This window comes from Paenibacillus sp. GbtcB18, assembly GCF_019091125.1.
GTDB classification, from domain to species: domain Bacteria; phylum Bacillota; class Bacilli; order Paenibacillales; family NBRC-103111; genus Paenibacillus_F; species Paenibacillus_F chitinolyticus.
Genome location: NZ_JAGXJX010000002.1, coordinates 704,598 through 719,641 on the forward strand (window position 1 = coordinate 704,598; position 15,044 = coordinate 719,641).

The 15,044-nt window shown below is 55.1% G+C and carries 11 protein-coding genes; 1 reads left to right on the plus strand and 10 read right to left on the minus strand.

Annotation, left to right across the window (positions count from 1 at the left end; genetic code table 11):
* Positions 1–34 precede the first annotated feature (34 nt).
* The 9 genes from KVT34_RS08480 to KVT34_RS08520 form a co-directional block, all read right to left on the minus strand.
* On the minus strand, positions 35–1,339 hold the full coding sequence (locus tag KVT34_RS08480; protein ID WP_483311433.1) for a replication-associated recombination protein A: 1,305 nt from the start codon (positions 1,337–1,339) through the stop codon (positions 35–37).
* Between the two features lie 86 nt (positions 1,340–1,425).
* A complete protein-coding gene (locus tag KVT34_RS08485; RefSeq protein WP_217558144.1) occupies positions 1,426–2,529 on the minus strand; it encodes a Ger(x)C family spore germination protein in 1,104 nt (367 codons plus the stop codon).
* Complete coding sequence (locus tag KVT34_RS08490) at positions 2,526–3,614, minus strand: GerAB/ArcD/ProY family transporter (RefSeq protein ID WP_217558146.1); 1,089 nt, start codon at positions 3,612–3,614, stop codon at positions 2,526–2,528. Before KVT34_RS08490 ends, KVT34_RS08485 begins: the two co-directional genes overlap by 4 nt.
* Positions 3,601–4,962 carry a spore germination protein gene (locus KVT34_RS08495; RefSeq protein WP_217558147.1) on the minus strand — a complete coding sequence of 454 codons (1,362 nt, stop codon included), beginning with the start codon at positions 4,960–4,962 and terminating at the stop codon, positions 3,601–3,603. Before KVT34_RS08495 ends, KVT34_RS08490 begins: the two co-directional genes overlap by 14 nt.
* Before the next feature lie 313 nt (positions 4,963–5,275).
* Complete coding sequence (locus KVT34_RS08500; RefSeq protein WP_217558148.1) at positions 5,276–6,586, minus strand: S-layer homology domain-containing protein; 1,311 nt, start codon at positions 6,584–6,586, stop codon at positions 5,276–5,278.
* Between the two features lie 46 nt (positions 6,587–6,632).
* A complete protein-coding gene (locus KVT34_RS08505; RefSeq protein ID WP_217558149.1) occupies positions 6,633–7,388 on the minus strand; it encodes a tRNA threonylcarbamoyladenosine dehydratase in 756 nt (251 codons plus the stop codon).
* Between the two features lie 204 nt (positions 7,389–7,592).
* A complete protein-coding gene (gene aspS / locus KVT34_RS08510) occupies positions 7,593–9,377 on the minus strand; it encodes an aspartate--tRNA ligase (RefSeq protein WP_217558150.1) in 1,785 nt (594 codons plus the stop codon).
* On the minus strand, positions 9,374–10,663 hold the full coding sequence (gene hisS, locus KVT34_RS08515; protein ID WP_217558151.1) for a histidine--tRNA ligase: 1,290 nt from the start codon (positions 10,661–10,663) through the stop codon (positions 9,374–9,376). Before hisS ends, aspS begins: the two co-directional genes overlap by 4 nt.
* Before the next feature lie 489 nt (positions 10,664–11,152).
* Positions 11,153–11,458: a winged helix-turn-helix transcriptional regulator gene (locus tag KVT34_RS08520; protein WP_217558152.1), complete on the minus strand. Its 306-nt coding sequence runs from the start codon at positions 11,456–11,458 to the stop codon at positions 11,153–11,155.
* 265 nt (positions 11,459–11,723) lie between these two features.
* Between KVT34_RS08520 and KVT34_RS08525 the strand changes: the two genes are divergently transcribed.
* On the plus strand, positions 11,724–12,509 hold the full coding sequence (locus KVT34_RS08525) for a phosphodiester glycosidase family protein (RefSeq protein ID WP_217558153.1): 786 nt from the start codon (positions 11,724–11,726) through the stop codon (positions 12,507–12,509).
* Between the two features lie 172 nt (positions 12,510–12,681).
* Here KVT34_RS08525 and KVT34_RS08530 read toward each other — a convergent pair whose 3' ends face one another.
* On the minus strand, positions 12,682–14,664 hold the full coding sequence (locus KVT34_RS08530; RefSeq protein WP_217558154.1) for an FAD-dependent oxidoreductase: 1,983 nt from the start codon (positions 14,662–14,664) through the stop codon (positions 12,682–12,684).
* Positions 14,665–15,044 lie beyond the last annotated feature (380 nt).

Consider the following 15,044-nt stretch of genomic DNA (forward strand, 5'->3'; position numbering starts at 1 on the left):
TTCCTGCCGGAAGCCGCAGGCTCTTATAGAAGGGTCATCGGTTCCGGCGCTGCTGATTTATTTTCATCTTCTCTTCCATACCCTGTTCCGTGGCATTAAAAAACACCTCGCCCTCCAATTGTTCCGGCAAATACGCTTGTTTCACGTAATGACCCGGATAATTGTGGGGATACATGTAGCCTTTATGCCCTAATTGTTCCGCTCCCTTGTAGTGGGTATCCCTGAGATGCAGGGGAACCTCCGCCTTTCCGATACTGTCCATGGCGGACATCGCACGTCCGATGGCAAGCGGGATGGAGTTGGATTTCGGACTCTCCACGGCGAACAGAATCGCCTGGCAGACGATATATTTCGCCTCCGGCCAGCCGATCTTGTGGTAGGCCTCCATCGCCGAAACCGCCTGAACCATAGCCTGCGGATTCGCCAGGCCGATGTCTTCGCTGCATGCGACGGTCAGACGCCGGATAAACGTCATCGGGTCCATGCCGAGCTTCTCCACGGCATACAGGAACCAGAAAAGAGCGGCGTCGGACGATCCCCGCACGCTCTTATGAAACGCGGAGAGGACGTCATACTGCGTCGACTCGTCCGCTTTGACGGTCGGGCGGCGGATGGACTCCTCCGCGATGTCCAGCGTGATGCGGACGACGCCGTCCGCATCGGCCGAGGTCGTAAGCGCGGCGATTTCCAGCGCATTGAGCGCACGGCGGATATCTCCGCCCGCCATGAACGCGATATGCGCAAGCGCCTCTTCTTCGGCTTCTATGTTCAGAAAGCCGAGTCCACGCTCTTCATCGGAGAGGGCGCGCTCCATCGCGATGCGGGCATGCTTCTCAGTCAAGCCTTGAAGCTGGAACAGCGTGGAGCGGGAGAGCAGAGCCCCGTTCACGTAGTGAAACGGATTCTCGGTCGTCGCTCCGATGAACACGATCGTGCCCTGCTCCACGGCGGGCAGCAGGGCGTCCTGACGGGCCGAGTTGAAACGGTGGACCTCATCGAGGAACAGAATCGTCCGCCGGCCGTACAGCGCCTTGGCCGACTTGGCCTGCTCGATCACTTCGCGGACATCCTTGACCGAAGCGTCCACGGCGTTCAATCTGACGAAATCGCCGGACGTCTTCTCCGATATGATGTGAGCGAGCGTGGTTTTGCCGCAGCCGGGAGGCCCATACAGCACGATCGACGTGATCTGGTCGGCCTCGATCGCCCGGCGCAGCAGCTTGCCGGGACCCACGATATGTTCCTGGCCGATATATTCATCAAGAATGCGGGGCCGCATCCGGTCCGCGAGAAGCTTTCCGCGGGAATCGTTCTCGGCAGCGGCACTGAATAAGTCCATTTCCATCTGCAATTCCGCCTTTCAACAGCATATAGAGTATCTTCCTATTATACTGTCGGCGCCTCTTATTTGTCGAAGTACCCGGCCTAATGAGCCGTTCCCGCGGAGTGGATGCGGACATGAGTGTTCACTTTGAATGTCAGCTTTGGGTATATTTTTTGCCAGTCCTCCCATTCCGATGCGTTATCCCAACGGCGGGACATATAATGCAGACCGAAGCCGATCGGATCTGTCTCATGTTTTTGCAGCTTCTTCAGGAATCGTTCCACTTGTCCGTTTATTTCCTTTTCCGTTGCGTCTTCGATACTATCCAGAACAGGCCGGGTCATTTTCTTATGGCTCTCGTTTTCTTCCAAAGTCGCTTTTATGTAAATTTCGTACGCGAGTACCGGCTCATCTCCCGGTCGTGCGTTTATTTTATAAGAAGCCCGTGAGCTCTCCAGATTCAGTTCGTACACGCTTCCTTCCATTTTACCGCTCAGGTTCGTTTTTAGATTTTTGGTCTTCAGCAGGTTATACAATTTCGTCTCATTGGGACTCAGCTCAATTCCGATCCGGTGTTTTTTCATGAGCGCCAGCTGATCGATTCTAAAATGACCTCCTTCGGCTTTGACGATCGGAAGAATGGGATCCAGTCCTTTTTCCTCAAGCCGCCGCTGGTAATCGAATAAATACTCCGTTACGATGTAGGGCGATTCCGTTCCGCTTTTGGAAAGACCGAGTATAAGGGCGTTGGAGGGAATACGCTCGGATTGGGGCTTGACTTTCTGGACGTCTAAGGCTGTTGGCTTGGCAATGGCCAGCAGCGTAATGAGCTGAATATCCCTGCGCCGTACCCCCCAGTTGATAATCTGATAAATATCATCGCGAGCCATATTTTCCCCGATCAGAAGCACCTTCATATGACCGAAATCCAGCTCTTTGTCCACCTTGGACTTGGCTTTCCTTACCGCGTCCGCAACCGTCTTGGTCTCCTCGACGATAATGTCGAATTGCTCGGTCCCTTCTTTGGGATTTCCTTGAGGAATGGCCAGTTTCAGGCTGATCCGAAGGTTGTTTTCCTGATCATCCGACTTGTCAATCCCCATCGAAATCACAAAAATTCGTTTGTCGATATCTTTGAAGTTGCAGCCGCCGAGGAGCAGCGGGAACAGCAGAGCCGGAATAAACAGCAGCAGCTTGTACCTCACTTCTTTTTCTCCTTCCGATACATATAGAAAATCAGCAGCACGAAAATAAATTCAGCCATGAGCCTGATTTCAAGAAAGATCTCTCCTGCTCTTATCAGCCCTTCCTGATTGAATTTGAGCATCCACATGCATGCTGTAGCGAAAACGACAACGACTCCTAGCGGAAGATACTTAGCTCCGCGTGAAGTGGCGGGTAAGCGGATTAAGCCCCGGGCCATACTCTGTGCCACATGCCAATGTACGATCGTACTGATAAGAAAAAGCGAGATATACACCAAATAAAAAACGAAGACGAGCCGTTCGACGAGGAACATATCGACCCGGATGGAATCCGCCAAAGAAAACCACGGATAAACGTACGTGGATACGCCCATAGAACCGTGCATGCCGATCGGCACGATCATCGTTAGCAGCAGAAGCAGCAGACCCGACAGCGAAATAAGCAGATAACCTCTCATATGAAACTTTTCGAATACCCGGTTAAATACAACCAGATTGATATAACCCGTAAAAAGAAAAGTCGCCGCCGCCATCGCCTGAAACGTGGGCCATTGCAGACTGAACGTGAAGGTTTGCAGCACCGCGTCCCAGTCGAACAGGGGCGACGTTACGGCTCGAATGATGAAGAACGCGACAATAGGACAATTCAGCACGAGCAAAATCTCGAGTCCGAACAAAATGGAAGCGGGATTGAGCGTACAGGCCCAGCACACCACGATCAAATAGCCGATCATAACCAGAAAGGCGGGAACGTCCGGGCTTATGTAACGGAGCGTAATATCCACAAAGGACAAAAGCGTAATGGCCCCGGCAAAAAACCAGAGCCCGATCATAAGCAGTAGGACGAACACATTCAGCCCCTTGGGCAGATACTCCTTCATCATTTCCGGAAATCCCTGCCGGGTGAAAGGAACCAGCATACTCGTGAACCATCGGATCAGCAAGTAGCTGATGACGACCGAGAGGAGAATCGAAGTCCATGCGCCGTCGAACCGGTGCTGCAGCAAAATTCTCGGCACATAAATGATAATGCTGATTAAAGCGTTGATGGCGATCATGTAGTACACATATCTATTGGTGACCATCCGTACCTCCTCTACGCTGCTCGTTTATATGAAACAGCCGCATATAAGGGCGCCCGAAACTGCGAAGATTGCATAAGTATAAGATACTGCCGATGACCCCGACGACTACGCCGAGCAGTCCGAAAACAGCGGCCAGCAAGACGAACCAGTACTTCGCGAAACGGACCGAAAAACTCATCATGTTGATCGGAATAACAAAGTTGGAAATGGCAACCGCCGCCACGAGAATAATCATGATGCTTCCGACCAGCCCCGCTTCCGTGGAAGCCGTCCCCAGAATCAGACCGCCTACCGTCGTCGCCGTAGGCCCGATCGCTTTCGGCAGCCGCAAGCTCGCTTCGATCAGAAATTCCATCATAACGAGCATAATCAGAACCTCGACAAATGAGGGGTACGGCACGCTCGCCCGGCTTCCCGCGATGAGCAGCGTCAAGTTCATTTTCAAAATTTCTGGATTATAGGATGTAAAGGCCACGTAAAGCGCAGGCAGGGTCAAGGTCATAAACAGGCCGACATATCGAAGAATGAGCAGAAAATAACCGACGAACGGGAGCTGCACTTTATCGTCCATAGCGGTAAAAAAATCAAAAAAGGTGGACGGCAAAATAAGCGCAAAGGGACTCGTATCGATCAGAATGATAATCTTGCCCTCGCTCAAATTATCGATCGCCCGGTCGGGCCGTTCCGTGGTCATCATCGTAGGCACCAGCCGGAAGCCATGCGGACTCAGCGCTTTCTCCAGCTCGCCGGAAGATTGAATCTTGTCTATCTTCATCTGCGAAAATTTATCTTTAACGTCTTTAAGGATACCCATGTCGACTTTCCGGTCGTCGTAAACGAGGGCGATGGCGGTTTGGGACAAATAGCCGACCGTTGAATTTTCGATTTTCAGATTGGAACATTTATAACGCCGGCGGACCAAGTTCAAATTCGTGAAAATGGATTCCGTAAAAGCGTCCTGAGGCCCTTGCACGATCGCTTCCACCGTGGCGTCCCCCACACTGCTCTTTACGTCCTGCAAGGCTTCCAGCAGGTATATTTTGCCGTCGACGAACAGAGCCACCGATCCCGATAAAATCAAATCAAGCGCTCTGACCACATTCGTAAACTCCATGCCGCTGGGCAGGGATGAAATATATTGCACATAAAGGTCCATCGACCGGATTTCAAAAAACGGGGCGATAAAAAATCTCCGTATCATTTTCGAATCGCACAAGCTTTTCAGGTAAATCAGCCGCATCGTCCTGCCATCCGAAGTAAGCTCGCAATTTTCCAGATCGACGGAAAGCGCCAGCTTCTCTGCCAGCCATTGTTCAATCTGCTCCGTTGTCGCATTCGTGCCGGTCATCCGTTATTCTCCTCCCTTCCCTCTTTTGCGTAACGGTTCTTTGGTTTACGTTGCCCAGCTTGCTTCCATGTCATTCCAACACTTCGTAATTACAACCTGCCGAACAAGCATAAACGAACCCTGGAGGCAGACCGTATTTGCCGCCGTTTGTCTTTTTACGGGCTAAAAACCCGAGTTCCCCTACGTCCACCTTGCGGCGAAACGCAAAAAAAGCCCTCACCCCGCCGGAAAGCGGAATGAAGGCTAATCGCTTCAAAACATTCGAACGTGTTTAACAGGCTTATTGGGGGAAGAGAGGGTGCCGGAAAATCTTTCAGTCCTCTTCCAGGGCCAGAATTCCCTTGGCCTTGCTGACGGATAACCGCAGCTTCTCCCCTTTGTCCGTCACGGTAAACAGGAAGCGGTCTCTCTCCTCCCGCTCGAACAGACCGGAGCCCGCTTTGTAATACCGGCCCACAATCCCCTCCGCCTCTTCGCGGGTGAACGGCTCCGTAAGCTTCTCTTCCTCGCGGCCGCCGATGACCCAGTTTCCGTTTCGCTTGAGCAGCGTATACGTCAGAAAGGCCGAATCCGTGTAGGCCCCTTCCGGCCTCTTGCCACGGACTTGGACCCTGTCGTCCGTCACGCTGACGATTTTAAACGAAGGCACCGGCATCGATACAGCCGGAAAAACGGCCACGGCTTCGTATATCCCGCCCAGATGACGCTCATAGAAAGTTCTCCAGCTTCCCGGGTCCGCATAATAGCGGCTCAGCACGGGCCGGATCGCTTCAAACGGCGGCTTCGTACGGGAAGCCAGTTCATGGTCGAAGAGGCTCAGAAACAGCTCCGCCGTCTTCTGCTCGTTAAACCTTATCAGGCTTGCCGCCTTGTCCGCCGTCAGGGGCTGCGCCGCTTTAGCCGCGCGCTCCGCAGCCGTCGTCTCCAGCAGGGCCAGCGCCCGCGAAACAAGCGTAGCCGCATCTCCGCGGGTCATGACGCGCTTCGGTTCATAGCTCGCTCCCGAATCGCTGCGCAGCCCCAGCGCCATGATGTTGCGCACGGACGCCTGTGCCCACGCATCCGCATCGCCCGCGCTCGGGCCGGATGCAGCCGCCGGGGCTTCGACGCCCCGGGCCTCCAGCCAGCGCCACACCATCGCGGCGGCGGCCTGGCGGGTTACCGGCTGCGCGGGCATGAACTTGACGGCCGTTATGCCGTCAACGAGCCCTGCCGCATAGGCAGCCGAAATATACGGCGTCGACCACGCGGACACGAGGTCGACGAAAGGGGTCGGCCCTTCGGACGTTCCGAGTCCGAAGGCGGATGCGAGCAGCTTGGCAAACTGCTCGCGGGTCAGCGCCCCGTCCGGATCGAACCGGCCGGATGCCGCTCCTTCGATGAGGCCCCGCGCAGCCAGATCCGCAATCGCGTCCGCGTTGCGGTTATCCGGGGCCACATCGGCGAAGAGAAGGCCTGCGGCCGGGCGGGTTTGCGCCCCCGCTGCCTGTCCCTCCCGCGGCGCTTCCGCCCCGCTTCCGCCGGACCGCTCCGCCTCCCGGTGCTCCGCCGCGAAGGCCTGTCCGGCTGCCGAAGTTAGCATGGCAGCCGCGGATAAAGTGAGAAGAACTTTCTTCCAAGCCATACCTTTCCTGCCTCTCTTGGTGCTATTGTCACTTCGCAAAAGGTAGTTAAACGTCAATACCGGCGTTGTGCAGCAGGTCTTGGACGCATACGCTGACCATGATCAGACCCGCAACGGGCGGTACAAAAGCGTTGCTCGCCGGAGGCTGCTGCGCTTTCCGGATTTCCGGCGCGTTCTCCGGTACGATGCGCTGAGTGACATCTTCACGCGGTTTCTTCGGCTCTTCCGTCGAGAAAACCACCTTTACGCCTTTTTTGATGCCTTCCTTGCGGAGCTTCGTCCGGACGACCCGGGCAATGGGGTCCATCGTCGTTTTGGAAATGTCCGCGACCTGGAACTTGGTCGGGTCCATTTTATTTGCCGCGCCCATGCTGGAAATCATCGGAATCTTGCGCTCCAGGCACTGCTTGATGAGATGAATTTTATAGGAGATGGTATCCGAAGCGTCCAGAACATAATCCGGCTCGTAGTCAAAAAGCTGCTCGTACGTTTCCTCCGTGTAAAACATCCGCAGCGCGATAGCGTCGCATTCGGGATTGATGAGCTTGATCCGTTCCTGCATAAGATCGGCCTTAGGTTGTCCTACCGTCGTCGTAAGGGCATGGATCTGACGGTTCACATTCGTAATATCCACCACATCTTTATCGATCAGTATAATTCGTCCGACTCCGGTCCGGGCCAGCGCTTCGGCCGCTATGGAACCGACTCCGCCGATACCGAGAACGGCTACTGTGCTGCCTTTCATAACCTCAAGGCCTTCGGGTCCGATGGCAAGTTCCGTCCGGGAGAATTGATGAAGCATTCGGAATTTCCTCCTCTGTTAGCTAACAAAATGATAGGTTTACGCTAAGTTTGACCTGATTCGGTGGCCAATGTCAAGTCGGGCGCTTGGTTTTACCTTTGCGGCCCGAAAAAAAGGGACCCGAAGGTCCCTCCCTGTTTCCTCTATTTTACACCGCTGCGGCCTGTAAAATTTACATGGCCGGGAGCGTCGCGGCTGCCGAACTTAAGCTTTGGCTGCCGGTTGTTTCAACGCGATGCGGATGGAAAGCTGTTCAAGCTGCTTCTCGTCGACTTCGCTCGGCGCATCGGTGAGCGGATCGGACGCGCTTGCCGTTTTCGGGAAGGCGATCGTCTCGCGCAGGTTCGTGCGTCCCGCAAGCAGCATGACCAGACGGTCGAAGCCGTATGCCATTCCGCCGTGCGGAGGCGTACCGTATTCGAAAGCTTCAAGCAGGAAGCCGAATTTTTCTTTGGCTTTTTCAGGCGTGAACCCGAGCGTTGCGAACATTTTTTCCTGCACCTCGCGCTGGTAAATCCGCATGGAACCGCCGCCTACTTCGTAGCCGTTGAGCACGATATCGTAGGCCTGGGCGCGCATTTGGCCCGGGTCCGTTTCGAAGAGGTGCAGATCTTCGTCCTTCGGACGGGTGAACGGGTGATGCATGGCGACATAACGCTTCTCGTCTTCGTCGTACTCGAACATCGGGAAGTCGACGACCCACAGGAATTTGTAGGCTTTGTCGTCGATCAGACCCAGATCGTGGCCGACTTTCAGACGAAGGTTGCCGAGTACGTCGTACACGACTTTCGGTTTGTCGGCGGAGAAGACGAGCAGATCCCCCTCTTCCACGTTCAGACGCTCGGTCAGCGCAGCGATCTCTTCTTCCTTGAAGAATTTGACGATCGGCCCTTTCCATTCGCCTTCCTTCACGGTGATCCAGGCCAGACCCTTGCCGCCGTAGCGGGATGCGAACGGCTGGAGATCGTCAAGTTCTTTGCGGCTCCACGTCGCGCCGCAGCCCTTGGCGTTCAAGGCTTTGACGATGCCGCCGTTTTTGGCGACCATGTTAAACACTTTTACGTCGCTGTCCGCCACGATATCGGTCACCGTGGACAGCTCCAGCCCGAAGCGCAGGTCCGGCTTGTCGGAGCCGTATTTGTCCATCGCTTCCGCGTACGTCAGACGCTGGAACGGTGTAGGGATTTCAGCTCCGACCGTTTCGCGGAACAGACGCACGAGCAGCTGCTCCATCATGTCCAGAAGCTGATCCTGGGACAGGAAGGACGTCTCGATGTCCACCTGCGTGAACTCCGGCTGACGGTCGGCCCGCAGATCCTCGTCGCGGAAACAGCGCGCGATCTGGTAGTACCGCTCGAGTCCGCTCACCATGAGCAGCTGTTTATACAGCTGCGGAGACTGCGGCAGCGCGAAGAACTCGCCCGGATGCACGCGGCTCGGCACGAGATAGTCGCGCGCGCCTTCCGGCGTGCTGCCCGTAAGGATCGGCGTCTCGATATCGAGGAAGCCGTTCTCGTCGAGGAACTCGCGGAAAATCCGGGACGCTTTGGCGCGAAGCATGAGCGTCTGCTGCATTTCCGGACGGCGAAGGTCCAGATAACGGTGCTTCAGACGCAGCGTTTCGTCGATTTCGATGCCGTCTTCGATGAAGAACGGGGGATTTTTAGCCGCGTTCATAATTTCGATTTCCGTGATCCGGACTTCGATTTCACCGGTCTGCAGGTTGGTGTTTACCGTTTCGGCGTCCCGTTCGACAACGGTCCCTTTTACAGCCAGTACGTACTCGTTACGGGCACGGTCGCCGACCGCCAGCGCTTCTCCCGAGAAGTCCGGGTTGAAGACGATCTGCACAAGACCGCTGCGGTCGCGCAGGTCGATGAACAAGACGCCTCCCAGGTCGCGACGGCGCTGTACCCAACCGTTCAGAATAACCGTTTCTCCGATGTTCGCTTTCGTTAATTGCCCGCAATGATGTGTTTTGAGCATCATAATGACTGAACCCCTCCATTTTCGTTTCCGGATCTTGTCCGTTTCAAAATCGTTTCCGCAAAATCTTCCAGCTTGATCGTTTCCTGCTCGCCGGTGGCCATCGTTTTGACCGTAATTTCACCGCGCTCCAGCTCGTCGTCCCCCAGAATGGCGACAAAACGCGCCGCAGAACGGTCAGCCGATTTCATCTGCGTTTTCATCTTGCGGCCCTGGTAATCCTTCTCCGCCAAAATGCCGTGCGTACGCAGCTCGTAGAGCCGCTTCACGATCTCGTCCTCGGCCGCCTGACCGAGTCCGATCAGGTACACGTCCAGCCCGGGAGGCTGAGGAAGCTGCACGCCCTGGGATTCCAGGACGAGCAGAATGCGCTCGAGGCCGAGACCGAAGCCGACGCCGGGCTGATCTTGCCCGCCCACCTCGGAGACGAGGCCGTTATACCGGCCCCCGCCGCCGATCGTATCGATGGAGCCGATGCCCGCCGCTTTATATTCGAAAGCGGTGTGCGTGTAATAATCGAGCCCGCGCACCAGGCGGGGATTGATCGTAAACGGAATCTCCATCGCGGTCAGATGACGTTTCACCGCTTCGAAGTGAGTCCGGCACGCTTCGTCCAGATCGTCCAGCAGTTCGGGTGCCCCGTCGAAATACTTCTGGTCGACTTTGCAGTCCAGAATCCGCATCGGATTGCGGTCGAACCGCGACTGGCAGTCCTTGCAGAGCTTATCCTTGAAAGGCTCCAGGAACGCCTTCAGTCTCTCTTTGTAATTCCCCCGGATCTCGGGTGTTCCGACCGAGTTAATTTCCACGGATACGCCCGTCATCCCCAGTTCGCGGTAAAACGTGTAACCGAACGCGATGACTTCGGCATCCAGCGAAGGATCCTCCGAGCCGAACGCTTCGATCCCGAACTGGTGAAACTGCCGGTAGCGTCCGGCCTGCGGCTGCTCATACCGGAACATGGGTCCGATGTAAAACAGCTTGCTGATATCCGGCTCGCCGTACAGTTTATTTTCCACATACGCGCGTACGACGCCGGCCGTTCCTTCCGGACGGAGCGAAATACTGCGGTTTCCTTTGTCTTGGAACGTGTACATTTCTTTCTCTACGATATCCGTCGTCTCGCCCACACCCCTGGAAAACAGCTCGGTGTGTTCGAAAATCGGCGTACGGATTTCCCGGTAGCGGAACCGGCTGCACAGGTCGCGGGCTTTGCTTTCCAGCGCCTGCCACTTTTCTACGGAACCCGGCATAATGTCCTGGGTGCCCTTCGGCTTTTGCATGCTCATGCGAGCCTCCTCCTTGCTTTTCTTGTCGACTTTCCCCGTTGTCTTGCGTCTGTGATAGTACTCTTTTGCCATTAAAAATTAAAAAAGTCTCCCATCCCTAAAACCACAAAACGGTCAAAGGGACGAGAGACGTTAGTAACTAATCATCACCCGTGGTGCCACCCACATTCCGAAAATCGGCGGCCTGCGGCTCGGAAAGTCCGGCCCGGCTGATTCTCGCTTCATACGGTTAACGCCCGTCTACGCAAATCGGCTAATGAGACATGGTAAGCGCGGCATGTTGCAAAGAACAAACACCGGCAGCCCTCTGTTCACCGACTGTCCTCCGGGAGGTCTTACGCTCGGCCATCATAAGGAAGCTTGCAGCCAGGGCTTCCCTCTCTGAGTACGTGGAGTCGAACGACTTCATCCCTTCAGCGGATCAAAGTTTTTCAGGGTTGTATTAGAGATGATTGTAAACGGCTCTTCCGGCAAAGTCAAGCTTTTCCCTTACCAAGTTTCCGCCCATTTTTGCAGCTCGTCCATTACCGGTTCGAGCCCCTTGCCTTTCTCGGTCAGTTCGTATTCGATCCGCACAGGCGTCTCCGGGTAAACGTGCCGGATCAGAATGCCCGTCGCCTCCAGTTCTTTGAAGCGTTCGGACAGCATTCTGTCACTCATGCTCGGAATCATATCGGATATATCTTTAAAACGCTTGGGACCGCTCAAAAGGACCCGGATGATCAATCCCGTCCAACGTTTTCCAAGCAGTTCAAACGCATTTTCGAATTTGGGACACAAATGAAAATCTGCCATGCGACATCATCTCCTTAGCTACATCTTACCATAGTGACTTGTCAAAAGTAAGTCTATAAAACTAATATCCCGCCGAGGGACCGGTTTATGCCTTCACCATCACATTCACATTCACATTCACATTCGCATTCGTTTCGCCGCCGGGTTGTCATTTCATTAAACCTTTTTCGAACATTTGAAAAATATGGTTCTACTCTAGCGCCTCCCTCATAGAATAGGATCATAGAGTTCAGAATCATAGAGCCGAACAGACAGGAGGTTGGCTATGCTTCCCCGGTTTTTCACCCGAATAGACAAGCTGCTTGCGATTTACGGCGCCGTTGCGGCCGCCAGTTTTGCCGTCACCCTGCTCTTCGCCCATCAGTCCGGAGAAAAAAAACCGCCCCCTCCTGCGTACGCTTATGCGCAAATAACGGCGCCCAACGGGGTCGAGCTGCATGTGGCGAAAACCAAACCCGAGCGGATTGCCCTCAAAGCCGTAAAAGGCAACATCATGGAGCTGTCGGAGTTCGGGATCAACGGCGGCTTTTTCTGGCAGGGCAACCTGCTCAGCATCGCCGTTATGAACGACCTGCCGGTCAAGGGAGCTCAGGGCGAATACGGATCGGGCTGGTTCAATACCGGCCATAAGCGGGGAACCCTCGTCTGGGACGGCGCAGCCCGGCAGTTTACGGTCCAGCAGGCGTCCGACGCGGCCGAGCTCAAGGTAGCGGACCGAAGCCGCTACTGGGCCCAGGGCGGGATCTCCATGAGCCTGCAAAATGAAGCCGACTGGCGAAAGCTCGCCAAGGAGGAGAACATGCCCGCCCTGAACGAAGCCCGCATGCGGACCGGCATCGTGTACGACAAAAGCAACGCCGTCTGGCTCGTCGTAACGCCGACGCCGTGCACCGGCGAGCAGTTTCGCGCCGCCATCGCGGGATCGCTGGGCAGAAGCGGACTCGTGGACGGCGTATTCCTGGACGGAAACGGCTCCTCCCAGCTCAAAGTGGCACAGGCATCCCTGCCGGGCGACAAACGGCAAATCTATCAGATGATTGCCCTGCATTGACGATCCGTTTCTGCGGGAAAAACAGGCCGTACAAAGAAAAGAGCCTGCAGCACAAAGCTGCAGACTGTCCATGGATATCTATATCGTAAAGGGGGTCGATATTTAGTATAGGGCGCGAACATTAATCCCAGATGAAAATCAAGTTACAATTCCGTTACAATCTCGAACGAAATTAGGACGACGCAGGTTTCGCGCCTTTGCTTTCGGCGTATTTATGCAAATCCATGATCAGCATAAAGGTGTCCCCGTTTGTCAGGTTCTGCTTGTCCTTGATTGTCGCGAGCGACGATTCCTGTACGATGCCTCGCTTGGAAAGTTCGGCCATGGCGCCTTCCTTTGGAACGGCGATGCCCAGTCCCTGCGTCATCGTATACGCGGCCTGATCGAGCGTCAGTGCGGACTTCTTGCGTGCTTCTTCGTCGATTCCTTTCAGCGAACCGCTCGGATCGCCGCCATAAGCCGACGGAATGATTTTCTTCATCCGGGTGATATAGTTCACCATACGCTGAGGGTTTGACACTTTGTCCAGCTCAAACTCGTTCTTGTAGCCGCCGCCTACGAGAGACATGGACACGGCTGCTTTGAGACCTTCATACTGCTTGTGGGTCATAAAAGGCTGCGGCTTCATGCTGAATGGCTTAAGATCCACGCCCTGTTTGTTCAGCATATCCTGGAGCTTCGCAATATTCTCCTTGGAAGCGGCAAGCTCGCGGAAACTCAGTCCCGCATCTTTGGCGAGTTTGGCTGCGGCTCCTGCGGCTTGCCCCTCAGCCATGCCGACCGGGATGACCCGGGCGCTGCCGTGCGGAAGCGTGTCATAGGAAGCCGCCCGCCCGACGACGAGCAGCCCGTCGACCTTCTTCGGCACGATGCTCCGGAAAGGAATCGCGTACTGCTCCGGCTGCGTGACGACCATACCCGTGTCCGTCGGAGCCAGACGCTGGATATCGACCGGATACGAGCCGAACGCGATCCGGTCCCACTGGTCGCGGTTTTCCAGCAGGTCGATAATATTCAGACGGTATTCCCCCTGAATATGGCGCGTCTCCCTGACGTACAGCTCCGGAGCTGTACCCGCGAGTTCGACACCCGCGAATTCGGGGTAGTTCTTTTTCAAGAAAGCGACCACGTTCGGAATTTCTTTCTTCGCGATTTCAAACGCTTCGGCGCGCGACTTCGCGTCCAGACCGTCGATATTGAAAATCTGCAAAGCGTTGATTAGCACCATATCGCCGTCTTGGCGGCCGATATTCAGACCGCGCATCTTCACGCGTTCCGGGTTAAGCGCCGGGTAGTTGTAAAGCTCTTTGTAGCCCCAGGCGCTGACTTCGTTGGCATCGGACATCGGATCGTCGTCCGTTTTCAAATGCTTGGTGATTTGAGACCAGACTTCAGGCGTCACATTTTTCAGCTTGAATACGAGCGTAACCGCCATTTTGGCGTTTTTGTTGCCGAGATCTTCCAGGCCATACGTAAAAGGAACGCCGGCCGCGGCGGCGATATCGCCGTCCTGCGTCGCGTCGATCACGGCATTCGCGCGAATTTCCTGCTTCGTTCCGTCTTCTTTTGTAAGGGTGATGCCTTCTACGCGGGTTTGCTGTCCCTGATTGGACAGGAGCGGCTCGATGGATTTAAGTTTAAGCATAAGATCGATGTTCTTCTCGCCGCGCACCATGTCGTAGAATGCGTTCGCCGCCGTGTTGATGCTGAAGGAATCACCTTCGATTTTACTGTACCATTCGGAAAAAAGGCCTTTGTTCAGCACGTCGTGCGGATTGAGCACGGACGGATTCGGCACATAGTTCATGTCGATGCTGTTCAGCCAGCCGAGTGTCATCAGGCCGCCGAGAATTTCCCGGTCGTGCCCGTCCACCAGCAAGGTCTTCTGCCCGTTGCGGGCGGCTGACACCGCTGCCGTTACCCCCTCCGGGTCCGTTCCGACGACGATCACATCATACTGCTTCTCCAGATTCGCTACCGATTTCACTTCGGACAGCGTTTGCTGAGCGATCGGCTTCGGTTTGTTGTGATGACGGTACTGCCAGTAAAGTGCGGCTGCGGCTGCGATTACGGTCAGCACGAGCAGCAGGCACATCCAGACGATCCAGGATTTTGATGCGGCATGCTTCGAATGGTTGTTCTTACTCTTTGTCATGGGGCACCTTCCTCATTGAATTCCAACTGCTTATGTTTCTGCTTGCGTCCCGGCTATGTAGTCCTGTGTGCATGGATCGTTCCGAAGCCTTTCGGGTTTGCTGCACGAATACGATTACGGCCCGGGACAGCGGAGAGTAGGGGAGTTGAACCCTTTATCCGCCTTGGAAGTTTTGTAGGGTCGTGAACTTATTTGAACGCCCGGAACAGCGGGAAGCTCAAGCACCACTTCTTCTTATACGGGAATGAAGCCAATCGGTCTCCGTCAAACGGCAAAAAGCTTCTTTTCCTCCTAAAAATGACCATGACTAGTGTAACATATTTTGCAAGGGGGACAAAGGTTTTAAGCTGGCCCGCTCTTGCGTCTGCCTTCTCTGCTCA

What these genes read in the sequence shown, in the direction of transcription:
- KVT34_RS08490 (WP_217558146.1), bottom strand. Translation starts at nt 3,614, where the DNA reads ATGGTCACCAATAGATATGTGTACTACATGATCGCCATCAACGCTTTA.
- KVT34_RS08500 (WP_217558148.1), bottom strand. Translation starts at nt 6,586, where the DNA reads ATGGCTTGGAAGAAAGTTCTTCTCACTTTATCCGCGGCTGCCATGCTA.
- KVT34_RS08480 (WP_483311433.1), bottom strand. Translation starts at nt 1,339, where the DNA reads ATGGACTTATTCAGTGCCGCTGCCGAGAACGATTCCCGCGGAAAGCTT.
- KVT34_RS08495 (WP_217558147.1), bottom strand. Translation starts at nt 4,962, where the DNA reads ATGACCGGCACGAATGCGACAACGGAGCAGATTGAACAATGGCTGGCA.
- KVT34_RS08520 (WP_217558152.1), bottom strand. Translation starts at nt 11,458, where the DNA reads ATGGCAGATTTTCATTTGTGTCCCAAATTCGAAAATGCGTTTGAACTG.
- KVT34_RS08530 (WP_217558154.1), bottom strand. Translation starts at nt 14,664, where the DNA reads ATGACAAAGAGTAAGAACAACCATTCGAAGCATGCCGCATCAAAATCC.
- KVT34_RS08525 (WP_217558153.1), top strand. Translation starts at nt 11,724, where the DNA reads ATGCTTCCCCGGTTTTTCACCCGAATAGACAAGCTGCTTGCGATTTAC.
- aspS (WP_217558150.1), bottom strand. Translation starts at nt 9,377, where the DNA reads ATGATGCTCAAAACACATCATTGCGGGCAATTAACGAAAGCGAACATC.
- hisS (WP_217558151.1), bottom strand. Translation starts at nt 10,663, where the DNA reads ATGAGCATGCAAAAGCCGAAGGGCACCCAGGACATTATGCCGGGTTCC.
- KVT34_RS08505 (WP_217558149.1), bottom strand. Translation starts at nt 7,388, where the DNA reads ATGCTTCATCAATTCTCCCGGACGGAACTTGCCATCGGACCCGAAGGC.